This window comes from Bacillus sp. HSf4, from assembly GCF_029537375.1.
Taxonomy (GTDB): Bacteria; Bacillota; Bacilli; order Bacillales; family Bacillaceae; genus Bacillus; species Bacillus sonorensis_A.
The window spans coordinates 766,857-781,730 of the sequence record NZ_CP120679.1 but is presented as its reverse complement, the minus strand read 5'-3'; the positions used below and the strand labels follow the sequence as shown (position 1 = coordinate 781,730).

Genomic DNA, 14,874 nt, shown 5'->3' with positions numbered 1-14,874 from the left:
TTTTCATGATTGAAAAGGCGCCGATTCTCCGGCGGGCTTCACGCGGAGGCGGAAATGTTTCAGACCGTACATGCTGGTGTTTGCCATCGGTGTAATCGAGAGCTTTTCCATTGAAGCATATTGTTTCAAAAGCGCCGTCAGCGCGATTTTGGCTTCCAGCCGTGCCAGCGGGGCGCCGAGGCAGAAGTGAATCCCGTGGCCAAATCCGATGTGCGGGTTCGGATGGCGGTGAATATCAAATTCGTGCGCCCTTGCAAATTTGGATTCATCCCGGTTGGCTGAAGCAAGAAAAGCGATGACACCTTCTCCCTTTTTCAACCGTGTCCCCCTGATCTCAATATCCTGCTTGACATAGCGGACGATCATCGGGGCGGGAGCGCGAAAGCGGACAGCTTCCTCGACAGCCTGCGGAATCAGATCGGGTTCATTGCCCAGCGCATCGTATGTACCCGGCTTTTCAAGAATGCTGTATACCGCATTTGAAATCAAATTCGTCGTCGTCTCATTGCCGGCCAGCAAAAGCAGATTGCAAAACGGCACAAGTTCATCTGGCGAAAGCTTTTCCCCTTCTTGTTCAGCTTGAATTAAGAGCGAAATGATATCGTCTCCTAGATTCTGTCTTTTCTCTTGAATGATGTCTTCAAAAAACGCACTCAGCTCTTTTTCTCCTTGATCTCTCGCATTTATCCACGCCAGCACGTCTTCCTGATGATCACTCTTTGGCAAACTGACCAACAAATCGGACCATTCCTTGAATTTCTCCTTATACTGAGCAGGAACGCCCAGCATTTCAGAAATGACGATGACGGGCAAGGGGTAAGAAAAATCCTGCACAAGATCGATTTCTTCCCGTCCGCGAGTCTCTTTCAGCAGTTCATCCGTCAGCTCCTGAATCCGCGGCTCCCAAGCTTTCATGACGCGCGGGGTAAAAGCCTTGTTGACGATCGACCTGATCCGGGTATGTTTTGGCGGGTCCATGCTGACCATTGTTTTGGCAAATGTATTGGTACCTTCAGTGTGGGGAAATTGATTGGAAAAGAAGTCTTTGTCACTGATCACCTTTTTGACATCCTCATACAAAAACACGCTCCACACTTCGCTGTCTTCATCATAGTGTACAGGCGATTCCTTGCGAATGCTTTCATACCATGGAAACGGATCATACGGGTCCTGGCTGTTCTTTCCGTTAAGCAGCGCTTTTTGAATGGGGTTCTGCTGTTTTGCTTGTTTCACTCGCTTCACTCCTTCTTTTGTTTAGCTGATTCATTTTTACAAATATGTTAGTTTAAAATTAAAAGAATCAGCTGGATGATTCAACCAACAGATGAGAAAGAAGTGTCGAAAAAGTTCGGAGGAGGAGGCTTGATGGACAGCTACCGCGGGGACAAGCGGGTGACGCAATCGAAAAACCGTTTAAAAATGGCCCTTTTTCACCTGCTTGCTGAAAAAGAATGGGAAAAGATATCCGTACAGGACATTACAAAACAGGCAAACTTGAATCGAACGACATTTTATCAGCATTACCAAGACAAATATGATTTGCTGCTCCAAAATGTGAGCGAGATGTTTGCAGCCATGCAAAAAGAGATTTTCTCGCCCCTTGATGCTGAGCTCTCCGGGGACAAGCCCGAAGCGTACTGGTATGTGCTGCGTTTCTATCAGCATTTAAAAAAGAACAGCCCTGATTTTACGATCATCATGAACAGACGGTATGAACTGAATATTAAGGAATTGCTTCAGGATTTTTGGAATGACAGCTTTTTGACGGGCATTAAAAAAGCTGCAGCCGGTGAAGTTGAACATACAGTGCCCTTGGACATTCAGCGGCAGTTCGTGATTTCCGCTTATGCGGGTACGGCGGCATGGTGGCTTGAAAACGGAATGCCTTATACACCGGAATTTATGGCGGAATCCATGATCAGCCTGATCCAAAAAAAGCCGATATAAAAAAAGAGACAAAATGCGCTTCCCATTTTGTCTCTCTTCATGTTTATTGTTGCGCGGCTTTCAAAGCGCGCGAACCGATATCCGTCCGGTAAAAGAGCCCCGGCTTGGCAATTTGTTTTACTGCTTTATAGGCTGTTTCCCTTGCGGCTTCAAACGTATCGGCAAACGCCGTGACATTGGCGACGCGGCCGCCGTTTGTCACAAACTGCCCGCCGCTTTTTTTCGTTCCTGCATGAAAGACGACCGTCTCTTCCTCAACCGGTGTCAAGGCACCGATCGGTGTGCCTTTTTCATAGCTTTCCGGGTAGCCTTCGGATGCGAGGACGACGGTGACCGCCGCCGTGTCTTTCCACTTGAGCTCGACTTGGCGGTCTTCCAACAGATCAAGCATCACTTGCACAAGGTCTGATTCAAGGCGCGGGAGGACGACCTGTGTCTCCGGATCACCGAATCTGGCGTTGAATTCGATCACTTTTGTTCCTTTTTCGGTCAGCATTAAGCCGGCATATAAGATGCCCGTAAACGAACGTCCTTCATTGACCATCGCCTTGGCGGCGGGCTCAAGGATTGTTTTGACGGCATCCCCGACGACCGCGTCGGAAATCTGCGGCACAGGAGAATAGGCGCCCATCCCCCCTGTATTCGGGCCTTTGTCTCCGTCAAAAGCCCGCTTGTGATCCTGTGCGATTACCATCGGATACACTTTTTCACCTTTGACAAAAGCCATCAGTGAAAACTCTTCACCGCTTAAAAATTCTTCGATAACGACGGATGCGCTGGCTTCGCCGAATTTTTCGTCTTCGAGAAAGTCGTGCAAACACTGAATCGCATCTTCCTCTGTCATCGCGACTGTGACGCCTTTTCCGGCGGCAAGCCCGTCCGCTTTAATGACAATCGGCGCGCCTTTGGCTTCGACATAGGCTTTCGCTTGATCAAATGATGTAAATGTGTCGTATTCGGCTGTGGGAATCTGATATTTCTTCATCAGATCTTTCGCAAACTGTTTGCTGCCTTCGATCTCCGCGGCTTTGGCGGAAGGGCCGAATACCGGCAAGCCCGCTTTTTCAAATTCATCGACAAGACCTTCAATCAAAGGGACCTCAGGACCGACGATCGTCAGTCCGATGTTGTTTTCCTTTGCAAAAGCGATGAGTCCCTTGTGGTTTCCTTCATCAAGATCAACGAGTTCGGCCGTCCCGGCCATTCCGTCATTTCCGGGCGCCGCGTAGACGGTGCCGACAAGAGGGCTTTGCGCCGCTTTCCAGGCGAGTGTATGCTCTCTTCCACCTCTACCGATAATCAATACATTCACACTGGTCACTCCCCTTAATGTTTGAAATGGCGGATTCCGGTGAACACCATCGCAATTCCGTATTCATCCGCTTTTTGAATCGAATCTTCATCACGCACCGAACCGCCCGGCTGAATGATCGCCGTCACACCGGCTTTAGCCGCTTCTTCGACCGTATCAGGCATCGGGAAAAATGCGTCTGATCCGAGCGCGCTGCCCTTCGCTTTTTCGCCGGCCTGTTCGATCGCGATTTTTGCGGAGCCGACACGGTTCATTTGCCCGGCGCCGACGCCGATCGTCATGTCGTCTTTTGCGAGAACGATGGCGTTTGATTTGACGTGTTTGACGACTTTCCAGGCAAGCTTCAGATCGGCCCATTCCTGTTCGGTCGGCTCTCTTTTTGTCGGAATCGTAATCTCGGCGTCATCAAAACCGTGCATATCCAGATCCTGAATCAAAAGCCCGCCTTGAACAGATGTCAGCTGCTTTTCGTTTTTGACAGGCTGATTGACATCGAGTGTGAGCAGACGGAGGTTTTTCTTGGACGTTAAAATCTCAAGCGCTTCTTCGCTGAATGAAGGGGCAATGATGATCTCCAAGAAGATTTGCTGAAGCACTTCAGCCGTCGCTTTGTCGACTTCGCGGTTAAGGGCGATAATCCCGCCGAAAATCGATGTTTGATCAGCTGCATACGCTTTGTTGAACGCTTCTGCAATCGTTTCTCCTGTGCCTACGCCGCACGGGTTCATATGCTTGACGGCAGCGGCTGCCGGCTCTGAGAATTCACGGACGATTTGGACCGCGGCATCCGCGTCTTTAATGTTGTTGTAGGAAAGCTCTTTTCCGTGCAGCTGATTCGCTGAAGCGATCGATCCTTTCACAGGGATGGCGCTTTGATAAAAAACAGCTTCCTGATGCGGGTTTTCCCCGTAGCGGAGCGATTGTTTTTTCTCGAATGTCACGGTGAACTGCTCTGGCTCTTTTTCACCTGTCACATTTGTTAAATAGTCTGCGATCAAGGCGTCATATGCCGCCGTGTGGCGGAATACTTTCGCCGCAAGCTCGCGTTTTTTCTCAAGGGAGACGCCGCCTGATTCCTTAATGTCGTTCAATACAGGGCTATAGTCGCGGGGATCGACGATGACGGCCACATCCTGGTGGTTTTTCGCCGCGGCGCGAAGCATGCCCGGTCCGCCGATATCGATGTTTTCAATCGCTTCTTCGTAAGTGACGCCTTCTTTTGAGATCGTTTCTTTAAATGGATATAGGTTGACGACCACAAGGTCAATCGGCTTGATTCCTTGTTCATTCAGCTGAGCCATATGTTTTTCATTGCCGCGGACGGCAAGAAGCCCGCCGTGAATATTCGGATGAAGGGTTTTCAGACGGCCGTCCATGATTTCCGGAAAGCCCGTCACTTCAGAAATGCCGATGACATCAACACCGTTTTCCTGAAGAAGTTTGCTCGTGCCGCCTGTAGAAATTACCTCAACGCCAAGCTCTGTCAATTCTTTTACAAAAGGGACAATGTTTGTTTTATCAGATACGCTGATCAATGCGCGTTTGATCGTCATTCCTTCTCACCTCTGCCATTTAGTTCAAGAAGCTCTTTGATGACTTCCGGATAAAGTTCGTGTTCCAAATTGTGAATCTTTTCTTCCAGGGATTCCAATGTTTCGTCTTTTTCAAGCTCAAGGGCCCGCTGAGCGATGATCGGTCCTGTATCCATGCCTGCATCAACATAATGAACTGTGATTCCGGCTACTTTCACACCGGCTCTGTACGCTTGTCCGATCGCGTCAATTCCCGGAAAAGCCGGGAGGAGCGACGGATGGATGTTGACGATTTTGTTCCGGTATGCCGAAAGAAGCGTGTCACCGATCAGCCTCATGTAACCCGCCAGTACGATCCACTCCGCCCCGTGGAGACGCAGCTGTTCGACGATGATCTGTTCAAAAGCCGCTTTGTTTTCGAACGATTTCGGCTGGAAGGCAAATGACGGGATTCCGGCTTCTTCCGCTCTTTCAAGCACTTTCGCCTGCGGCTTGTCACAGACGACAAGCACGATTTCGGCATCCCAGTTTTCTTCTTTCATCTTCTTTAAGATCGCTGCAAAATTCGTTCCGCTTCCTGATGCAAAAACCGCAAATTTTTTCATGAAAGTCCGGCACCGCCAAACGTCACGCCGCTTCCGCTTTTCACCCGGCCGATCAAGTATGCTTTTTCTCCATTGTTTTCGAGCGTTTGAATGATGTCTGTCATATGCTCTTCTTTGACCGCCAGCACAAAGCCGATTCCCATGTTGAAGACATTGAACATTTCTTCTGATTTCAAACCGCCCTTTTCCTGAATAAACGGGAAGACGGGAGGAACGGGCCATGAGCCGTTGTCGATTTCAACGCCAAGGCCGTCGGGCATCATCCTCGGCAGATTTTCATAAAAACCGCCGCCCGTGATATGGGCCATGCCGTCGACTTTCCCTGTTTTGACCGCTTCAAGCACAGGTTTGACATAAATTTTTGTCGGCTCTAAAAGCTCTTCGCCAAGAGGCCGTTCAAAAGGTGGATATGTTTCAGAGAGGCTCAAGCCGGCATCCTCAAGAAGAACTTTCCGCACGAGTGAAAAGCCGTTGCTGTGAAGACCGCTTGAAGAGAGCCCGATTAAAAGATGCCCTTCCTGAATCTTTTCGCCTGTTACGATCCCGTCCTTTTCCGCGGCGCCAACTGCAAAACCGGCGATATCATATTCATCTTCGGTATAAAGCCCCGGCATTTCCGCCGTTTCCCCGCCGACTAGCGCCGATCCGGACTGCACACAGCCTTCGGCAACGCCTCCTACGATCTCTTCGATTTTGGCCGGATCTGCTTTTCCGAGTGCAAGATAGTCGAGAAAGAAGAGCGGCTCAGCGCCTTGAGCCAGTACATCGTTGACACACATGGCCACGGCGTCGATGCCGATCGTATCGTGTTTATCCATTGCAAAAGCCAGCTTCAGCTTCGTCCCGACGCCGTCCGTTCCGGAAATGAGCACCGGTTTTTTGTAAGGAAGCTCCGACAGGTCGAACATCCCGCCAAATCCGCCGAGAGAACCCATCACACCGATGCGCTTTGTCCGTTCGACGTGTTTTTTCATCCGTTTTACGGCTTCATAGCCCGCCTCAATATCAACCCCGGCGTTTTTATAGCTTTCAGACATCACAATCACTCCTTATTCCGCACTTGTCGATTTATACTTTCCAATTTCAAAAGAGCAGCAATCAAAGAGCTGCCCTTTATTCATTTCACCAGGCACTTTATTTTGTCAACACGGCTTCTTTCACGTGCGGAAGTTCAGTATCCTGATAAATTTCCGTCGGGTATTTTCCCGTAAAGCAGGCCATGCACTGGCCGCAGTTTTCGTCTTCATACTTTCTGCCGATTCCGGAAAGGAGCCCTTCAATGCTTAAGAAGGACAGCGTATCGGCGCCAATTTCCTGACGGATTTCTTCCACTGAATGCGAAGAAGCGATCAGTTCTTCGTGCGTCGATGTATCGATTCCGTAAAAGCACGGATGGGCGATCGGCGGAGAGCTGATTCTGACGTGCACTTCCGTCGCTCCGGCTTCGCGCAGCATCGTCACAATCCTGCGGCTCGTCGTCCCTCTCACGATGGAATCATCTACCATGACGACGCGCTTGCCTTCAACGACACCGCGCACCGCGGAAAGCTTCATTCTGACGCCTTGTTCTCTGAGCGACTGTGACGGCTGAATAAACGTTCTGCCGACATAGCGATTTTTGATCAGTCCGAGTTCGTAAGGAATGCCTGTCGCTTCGGCATAGCCGATTGCCGCCGAAATGCTGGAATCCGGGACACCTGTGACAACATCCGCTTCAACGCCGGATTCTTCGGCCAGCTTTTTGCCCAGGTTCTTTCTGGCGCTGTGGACATTGATTCCGTTAATATTGCTGTCCGGTCTTGAGAAATAAATGTACTCCATGCTGCAGATCGAGCGGTTGATGTTGATGGAGAACCGTTCAGATTTCATGCCTTCATCATTGATGATCAGCATTTCCCCAGGTTCAACATCGCGCAAATAGGTCGCGCCGACCACATCAAAGGCGCACGTTTCCGAGGCGACGACATACGCGTCGCCGAGCATGGCGATTGATAACGGTCTGAGGCCGTTCGGATCAAGGGCGACGATCATTTCCGATTCCGTCATGATCAAGAAAGCGTAAGCGCCTTTCAGCATGGAAAGAGCGTTTTTGATCTGATCTTTCAGCTCGAAGTGCCCGCTTCTTTTAATTAAGTGGGCGAGCACTTCCGTATCAGAAGACGTTTGAAAAATGCTTCCCTGATTTTCAAGCTGCTGCTTGAGTTGGCTGGCGTTCACTAAGTTGCCGTTGTGCGCCAGCGCCAGGCTGCCGTTATTTTGCGAATGGAACAGGAGCGGCTGCACATTTTCAAAGCCGCCACCGCCCGCCGTTGCATAGCGGACATGGCCGATCGCCCCTCTTCCCTTCACTTTTTCAAGCTCGCCGTTTTGGAAAACTTCTGTGATCAGCCCCAGCCCTTTGTGGGCGGACAGCTGTTGCCCGTCCGTCGCCACAATCCCGGCGCCTTCCTGACCTCTGTGCTGAAGGCTGTGGAGTCCGTAGTACGTAATCTGCGGTGCTTCATCATGCCCCCAAATCCCAAATACGCCGCATTCTTCATTTAAGCCTTTGATTTCAGCAAGCATGGGATAGCTCCTTTCCACGCGCTTTTCAGCTCTTCCGTCTGCGCATGAATCCATTGTTTTCCTTCCTGACCTTGGATGACAAGCGTTTCGTCTGATGTTACTTCACCGATAGGGACGGCGTCTTTCACGAGCTTTTCGAAAGATTCACGGTCTTCTTTTTTCACTGATACGATGAATCGTGATTGTGATTCGCTGAATAATAAAGCCGGCTCGCCTGCAAGTGCGACTTCGGCGCCAAGGCCGTCAGCAGACATGACGCTTTCGGCAAGCGCTACACCGAGTCCGCCTTCTGAGACGTCGTGCGCTGATTGGACAAGCCCTGAACGGATCGCTTTGAGGAGCGCTTTTTGCCGCGCCTCTTCAACCTCGAGATCAAGCGCAGGGGCTTTTCCATAGATCTTTCCTTCCGTCAGCTTTTGCAGCTCACTTCCGGCAAACTCAGGAAGCGTTTCTCCGATGACATAAATCAAATCGCCGGCTGCTTTGAACTGCTGTGTCGTGATGTGTGCCGTATCTTCGATCAGTCCGACCATACCGATGACAGGCGTCGGATAGATCGCACTTCCGTTCGATTCATTGTAAAGGGAGACGTTTCCGCCGATGACTGGTGTGCTTAAGACATTGCACGCCTCGCTGATGCCGTCAGCCGCTTTTTCAATTTGCCAGAAGATTTCCGGCTTTTCCGGGTTTCCGAAATTGAGGTTGTCTGTGACCGCGAGCGGCTCGGCTCCCGAGCAGACGATATTGCGCGCGGCTTCAGCGACAGCGATTTTCCCGCCGATTTCCGGATCGAGGTACAAATAGCGGGCATTGCAGTCCGTCGTCATCGCGAGCGCTTTTTTCGTGCCGCGGATTCTGAGAACCGCCGCATCAGAGCCAGGAGCGACGACCGTATTTGTGCGCACCATATAGTCGTATTGGTCATAAACCCATTCCTTGCTCGCAATCGTCGGCTGCTGTAAAAGTGCGAGAAGCGTTTCTTTCGCATCATCCACTTGTGGAGCAGGGACGTCTGTTTCAAGGAACTCTTTGTAGTATGCCGGAACCGTTGAAGGCTTGTGGTAGACAGGTGCCTCTTCTGCCAGCGCATCGACCGGAAGCTCGGCGACCTTTTCGCCATTATGGAAAAGACGGAGCATTTTATCGTCTGTCACCCGGCCCACGGCTACCGCTTCAAGGTCATATTTGTCGAAGATATCGATGATTTCCTGTTCACGGCCGCGCTCAATGACGAGCAGCATGCGCTCCTGGGACTCGGAAAGCATCATTTCGTAAGGTGTCATTCCTGTTTCCCGCTGCGGGATCAAGTCAAGGTTCATTTCGATGCCGGAACCGGCTTTGGACGCCATTTCCGCGCTGGAGCTTGTCAGTCCGGCCGCACCCATGTCCTGAATACCGACTAGAGCGTCGGATTTGATGACTTCAAGGCACGCTTCAAGAAGCAGCTTTTCCATAAACGGATCGCCGACTTGAACCGCTGAGCGCTTTTCTTCTGAAGTATCAGACATTTCCTCTGAGGCGAAGGTTGCGCCATGGATGCCGTCGCGTCCCGTTTTGGCACCGACGTACATGACGGTGTTGCCGACGCCTTTCGCCTGCCCTTTTTTAATGTCTTCATGGTTGATCAAGCCGACACACATCGCATTGACAAGCGGATTGCCTTCATAGCAGCTGTCAAACTGGACTTCCCCGCCGACGGTCGGGATGCCGATGCAGTTGCCGTAGCCGGCGATGCCTGCGACTACTTCTTCAAACAAGTACTTCACACGCGGTGAAGTGAGTTCACCAAACCGAAGAGAGTTCAAAACAGCGATGGGACGAGCGCCCATTGAGAAGACGTCGCGGATGATGCCGCCTACGCCTGTAGCCGCTCCCTGATAAGGTTCGATCGCTGACGGGTGGTTGTGCGATTCGATTTTGAAGACGACCGCCTGGTTGTCGCCGATATCGACGATCCCAGCGCCTTCTCCCGGACCTTGCAGAACACGCTCGCCTTTAGTCGGGAACTTTTTCAGGATCGGCTTTGAATTTTTGTAGCTGCAATGCTCTGACCACATGACCGAAAAAACCCCGATTTCCGTATAGTTTGGAAGCCTTCCAAGGATTGATTCAATCATGGCAAACTCGTCATCGCTGACACCCATTTGCTGATAGAGTTTCTCTTCCTTAATTTGTTCTTTACTTGGTTCAAGCAGTAGCGACATGAGTTTCCCTCCAATTTTTCACGATAGACTGAAACAGCTTAAGACCGTCGGCGCTTCCGAGCAGAGAGTCGACAGCGCGCTCAGGGTGAGGCATCATGCCTAATACATTGCCTTTTTCATTGACGACGCCGGCAATATCGTCGACGCTTCCATTGATATTCGTTCCGTACGTGAAAGCAATCTGGTTGTTTTCTTTTAATCTTGCAAGCGTTTCTTCATCACAATAGAAGTTTCCTTCGCCGTGTGCGACAGGGATCGTAATCGATTCCCCTTTTCCATAAGAAGATGTAAACAGCGTTTCATCGTTTTGCACGATCAGTTCAACCGGGCGGCAAATAAATTTCAAATCTTTATTGCGTCTCATCGCACCCGGCAGAAGTCCGAGCTCCTGCAAAATTTGAAATCCGTTGCAGACCCCGAGCACCGGCTTTCCTTCTTCAGCCGCTTTTTTGACGGCAGGCATAATGTTTGCGAAGCGGGCGATCGCGCCGCATCTTAAATAATCGCCGTATGAAAAGCCTCCGGGAATCAGAACGCCGTCGTATTCGTCAAGACTTGTTTCCGTGTGCCAGACGTATTCAGCTTCTTCACCGAGCTCATCTTGAATGGCGTGGTACATATCGATATCGCAGTTTGAGCCCGGCAATACAATCACCGCAAATTTCACTGTGCGACAACCTCCTCAACTTCATATCTGTAGTCTTCGATCACCGTGTTTGCCAAAAGCTTTTCGCACATTTCTTTGACGAGAACGTCAAGGTCGCGGTCTGATTTTTCGATGGAAAGCTCCATGTATTTTCCGATGCGGACTTCCTGAACTTCTTTGTAGGACATGCTGTGCAAAGCATGCTGGACGGCACTCCCTTGAGGATCTAGGACACTTTCTTTTAAGCTGACATACACTTTCACTTTGTACATATTACATGCCTCCAAGTCTTTTGAAAATTTCTTCGTATGCATCAGTCAATCCGCCTAAATTTCTTCTGAACACGTCTTTATCAAGCTTTTCATTCGTTTCTTTATCCCAAAGCCGGCACGTATCCGGGGAAATCTCGTCGGCCAGCAGAACCTCACCCATAGCATCGAGTCCGAACTCAAGCTTGAAATCTATCAATCTGACATCACAAGCCGCGAAAATCGTCTGCAGCTCTTCGTTTACCTGTCTCGTAATCGATTTGATTTTCTCCACCTGTTCAGGCTCAGCCGCTTTTAAAATCCGGATATGGTCTTCTGTGATCAGCGGATCGCCGAGCGCGTCATCCTTGTAGTAAAACTCGATAATCGGCTGCCCCAGCTCCGTGCCTTCCGGAATGCCGAGCCTTTTGGACATGCTTCCGGCAACGACATTGCGGACAACGACTTCAAGCGGGATGATCGTCACTTTTTTAATGAGCTGCTCCGTTTCAGAAATTCGTTCAACGAAGTGGTTGTTGATTCCCTTCTCGTGAAGCCTTGTGAAAATCAGGCTGGAAATTTCGTTATTTAAACGGCCTTTTCCGTCAATCTCGGCTTTTTTTTCTCCGTTAAAAGCCGTCGCTGAGTTTTTGTATTCGACAAACAAAGTGTTGTCATCATCCGTCCGGTAAATCTTTTTCGCTTTTCCTTCGTATAAAAGTTCATTTTTCGCAATATTCACAGAAGGCCTCCTAACCCGAATGTTGGAAATATTTAAGCAGTTAGACCCCCGCCTGTAAAAGCGGGCGGTCTATTCTATGCCAAGCCTAAACGTTCAAAAATGTAGTCGACATTTTTTAAGTGGTAATTGTAATCAAAGCAGTCGTTAATTTGTTCCGGAGACAGTCGGGACGTAATTTTTTCCTCAGCTTCGACAAGCTGGCGGAACGGCACTTGTTTCTCCCATGCTTCCATCGCTTTCGGCTGCACGGTGTCATACGCTTCCTCACGCGCCATGCCGGTGTCAATGAGAGCGAGAAGGACGCGCTGAGAGTAGATCAAGCCGAGTGTACGATCCATGTTGCGCTTCATGTTTTCAGGGAACACGGTCAAGTTTTTGACGATGTTGCCGAAGCGGTTCAGCATATAGTTCAGCGCGATCGTTGCATCAGGCAAAATGATGCGCTCCGCTGATGAATGGGAAATATCGCGCTCATGCCAAAGCGGTACATTTTCGTAAGCCGTCAGCATGTAGCCGCGGATGACGCGGGCCATTCCCGTCATGTTTTCCGAGCCGATCGGATTGCGCTTATGCGGCATCGCGGATGAACCTTTTTGGCCTTTTGCGAAAAATTCCTCTACCTCGCGCGTTTCGCTTTTTTGCAGGCCGCGGATCTCAACGGCGAATTTCTCGATGCTTGTCGCCACCAGCGCAAGGGCGGCCATGTAGTCGGCGTGGCGGTCACGCTGCAGTGTCTGTGTGGATATCGGCGCAGCTTTTAGGCCGAGCTTCTCACATACGTATTGTTCAACGAATGGGTCGATGTTCGCGTACGTTCCGACGGCACCTGAGATTTTGCCGACTTCGATGCCTTCTTTCGCTTGCTTGAAGCGTTCGAGGTTGCGTTTCATTTCTTCATACCAGAGAGCAAGCTTCAAACCGAATGTCGTCGGTTCTGCGTGCACGCCGTGTGTTCGCCCCATCATCACCGTATATTTATGTTCTGTCGCTTTTTCTTTTAAGATGTCAATAAATCTCTCAAGATCCTTGAGCAAAATGTCGTTCGCCTGTTTTAATAGGTAGGAAAGAGCGGTATCGACAACATCTGTTGAAGTGAGTCCGTAGTGAACCCATTTTTTCTCTTCGCCAAGCGTTTCGGACACGGCGCGGGTAAAGGCGACGACATCATGGCGTGTGTCCTGCTCGATTTCGAAAATGCGGTTGATGTCAAATGACGCGTTTTCCCGCAGAACCTTCACATCTTCTTTCGGAATCACGCCAAGCTCCGCCCATGCTTCACATGCCAAAATTTCAACTTCAAGCCATGCTTTGAATCTGTTTTCATCCGTCCAAATCGCGGCCATTTCCGGTCTTGAATAACGTTCGATCATTGTTTTCGTCCTCCATCTCTTTCGATCCACTTTTCGGTGATGCTCTCGATCCATTCCTGATCGGGTTTTCTTAAAAATGTGATATGCCCCATCTTGCGGCCTTGTTTCACTTCATGTTTTCCGTATATATAAAGCTTTGCTTCTTTTAAAAGCTCCGGGTCTTCTTCTGCCATGTACACTTCATCACCAAGCAGGTTGACCATCATCCCTTCTTTGAGAAGGTCTGTTTTCCCGAGCGGCAGTCCGCAAACAGCCCGGATATGCTGTTCAAACTGGCTTGTTTCGCACAGATCGAGTGTATAATGGCCCGAATTGTGCGGACGCGGCGCAAGCTCGTTGACGAGCAGCCCGCCGTCTTCCTTTAGGAAAAGCTCGACAGCAAGCGTTCCGACGAGCTGAAGCTTCTCCGCAAGCTTAAGTGCGAGTGATGCGGCTTTTTCCTGAATTGCATCATCGATTCTTGCCGGGACGATGCTTTGGAACAAAATGTTGTGCTTATGGATATTTTCGGCTGCGGGAAATACGGCTGTTTCTCCATTTACAGATCTCGTCACGATGACGGACAATTCCATTTTGAAAGGAACCCAGCTTTCCAAAATGCATGTACCATGCTGCAAGAGAGCGGCAGCCTCTTTGATTTGCGCCTCACTCTTGATCACATGCTGGCCTTTTCCGTCATATCCGCCGCGGCATGTTTTCAACACTGCGGGAAGCTCGAGCTCTGCCACGGCTGCTTCAAGCTCAGCATCATCGCGAATGATCCTGTACGGCGCCACTTTGCAGCCTGCTGATTCAATCGCTTTTTTCTCCGTCTCCCTGTTTTGCGTAAGGAGCAAAAGCTCGCTTCCCTGAGGAAGATAAGCATTTTCCTTTAGCCAGTTCAAGGCGTCATAGTCGATGTTCTCAAATTCATAGGTAATGACATCGCTCACTTCGGCCAGCTTCTTTATCGCTTCTTTATCATTGTAAGCCGCGGTGATTTCAATATCGGCGATCTGTCCGCAAGGCGAAGAAGGTACCGGGTCAACCACCGCGATCTTATATCCCATCTGTTTTGCGGCGACCGCCATCATTTTTCCAAGCTGTCCGCCGCCGATAATACCGATTGTTGCACCAGGGAAAATCGTCTGTTTATACAAGCTGATCACTGCTTTCCAAAACGGTTTGTCGAGTGTGTTCTCTTCGCTCATCCAAAACGCGAGCTATTTTCTCATCAAAAGCGGAGATCATCTGTGCCGCAAGCAGACCGGCGTTGACCGATCCGGCTTTTCCGATCGCAACGGTTGCCACCGGAACGCCTCCGGGCATTTGCACAATCGATAAAAGCGAATCCATGCCGTTCAGGGCCTTTGACTGGACAGGGACGCCGATAACAGGCAGCGTCGTTTTGGCTGCGACCATTCCCGGGAGGTGAGCGGCGCCCCCCGCTCCGGCGATGATCACTTTCAAGCCTCTCTCCCGCGCTCGTTCGGCATATTCAAACATTAAATCAGGCGTCCGGTGCGCGGACACGACCTTTTTTTCAAACGGAATCCCAAGTTCCTCGAGTATGCCGCAAGCATGCTTCATCGTTTCCCAGTCGGATGTGCTTCCCATAATAACGCCAACAAGAGGCTCCATATTATTGTCCCACCTTTAGCTGTCTTTTTTGCAAACAAAAAGCCCGGCATGTATTGCATTTGTAGGAAGCAACACAAACCGGG

14 protein-coding genes are annotated in these 14,874 nt (G+C 50.2%); 1 reads left to right on the top strand and 13 read right to left on the bottom strand.

The genetic code is table 11. The features are described 5' to 3' along the window. Positions 1-3: 3 nt before the first annotated feature. The gene (locus P3X63_RS03910) at positions 4-1,233 is read right to left on the bottom strand and encodes a cytochrome P450 (protein WP_077735357.1); all 1,230 of its coding nucleotides are present in this window, start codon (positions 1,231-1,233) and stop codon (positions 4-6) included. A gap of 75 nt (positions 1,234-1,308) precedes the next feature. On the opposite strand from P3X63_RS03910, the gene P3X63_RS03905 reads away from it, so the two are divergent. After that, positions 1,309-1,947: a TetR/AcrR family transcriptional regulator gene (locus P3X63_RS03905; protein WP_306291997.1), complete on the top strand. Its 639-nt coding sequence runs from the start codon at positions 1,309-1,311 to the stop codon at positions 1,945-1,947. Between the two features lie 43 nt (positions 1,948-1,990). On the opposite strand, the gene purD is transcribed toward P3X63_RS03905, so the two are convergent. The 12 genes from purD to purE all read right to left on the bottom strand — a co-directional run bounded on the left by purD (position 1,991) and on the right by purE (position 14,791). Beyond that, on the bottom strand, positions 1,991-3,259 hold the full coding sequence (gene purD / locus P3X63_RS03900; protein WP_277692481.1) for a phosphoribosylamine--glycine ligase: 1,269 nt from the start codon (positions 3,257-3,259) through the stop codon (positions 1,991-1,993). Between the two features lie 14 nt (positions 3,260-3,273). Further along, complete coding sequence (purH, locus tag P3X63_RS03895) at positions 3,274-4,812, bottom strand: bifunctional phosphoribosylaminoimidazolecarboxamide formyltransferase/IMP cyclohydrolase (protein ID WP_077735359.1); 1,539 nt, start codon at positions 4,810-4,812, stop codon at positions 3,274-3,276. Next, entirely contained in the window at positions 4,809-5,396 is a 588-nt protein-coding gene (gene purN, locus P3X63_RS03890) for a phosphoribosylglycinamide formyltransferase (protein ID WP_077735360.1), read from the bottom strand. The genes purH and purN overlap by 4 nt, the downstream gene beginning before the upstream one ends. Then, the gene (gene purM / locus P3X63_RS03885) at positions 5,393-6,433 is read right to left on the bottom strand and encodes a phosphoribosylformylglycinamidine cyclo-ligase (protein ID WP_026589688.1); all 1,041 of its coding nucleotides are present in this window, start codon (positions 6,431-6,433) and stop codon (positions 5,393-5,395) included. Before purM ends, purN begins: the two co-directional genes overlap by 4 nt. Positions 6,434-6,530: 97 nt before the next feature. Continuing rightward, positions 6,531-7,961 carry an amidophosphoribosyltransferase gene (purF, locus tag P3X63_RS03880; RefSeq protein ID WP_026589689.1) on the bottom strand — a complete coding sequence of 477 codons (1,431 nt, stop codon included), beginning with the start codon at positions 7,959-7,961 and terminating at the stop codon, positions 6,531-6,533. Then, positions 7,937-10,165, bottom strand: coding sequence for a phosphoribosylformylglycinamidine synthase subunit PurL (gene purL, locus P3X63_RS03875; RefSeq protein ID WP_026589690.1), 2,229 nt, complete (start codon positions 10,163-10,165; stop codon positions 7,937-7,939). Before purL ends, purF begins: the two co-directional genes overlap by 25 nt. Further along, a complete protein-coding gene (gene purQ / locus P3X63_RS03870) occupies positions 10,149-10,832 on the bottom strand; it encodes a phosphoribosylformylglycinamidine synthase subunit PurQ (protein WP_077735362.1) in 684 nt (227 codons plus the stop codon). Before purQ ends, purL begins: the two co-directional genes overlap by 17 nt. Then, positions 10,829-11,083: a phosphoribosylformylglycinamidine synthase subunit PurS gene (purS, locus tag P3X63_RS03865; protein ID WP_026589692.1), complete on the bottom strand. Its 255-nt coding sequence runs from the start codon at positions 11,081-11,083 to the stop codon at positions 10,829-10,831. Before purS ends, purQ begins: the two co-directional genes overlap by 4 nt. A 1-nt stretch (position 11,084) precedes the next feature. Beyond that, a complete protein-coding gene (gene purC / locus P3X63_RS03860; RefSeq protein ID WP_077735363.1) occupies positions 11,085-11,801 on the bottom strand; it encodes a phosphoribosylaminoimidazolesuccinocarboxamide synthase in 717 nt (238 codons plus the stop codon). A gap of 74 nt (positions 11,802-11,875) precedes the next feature. After that, positions 11,876-13,171, bottom strand: a complete 1,296-nt coding sequence (gene purB / locus P3X63_RS03855) for an adenylosuccinate lyase (RefSeq protein WP_077735366.1) — start codon at positions 13,169-13,171, stop codon at positions 11,876-11,878. Then, entirely contained in the window at positions 13,168-14,310 is a 1,143-nt protein-coding gene (gene purK, locus P3X63_RS03850; protein WP_077735456.1) for a 5-(carboxyamino)imidazole ribonucleotide synthase, read from the bottom strand. The genes purB and purK overlap by 4 nt, the downstream gene beginning before the upstream one ends. Next, the gene (gene purE / locus P3X63_RS03845) at positions 14,303-14,791 is read right to left on the bottom strand and encodes a 5-(carboxyamino)imidazole ribonucleotide mutase (RefSeq protein ID WP_026589696.1); all 489 of its coding nucleotides are present in this window, start codon (positions 14,789-14,791) and stop codon (positions 14,303-14,305) included. The genes purK and purE overlap by 8 nt, the downstream gene beginning before the upstream one ends. Between the last annotated feature and the right edge of the window lie 83 nt (positions 14,792-14,874).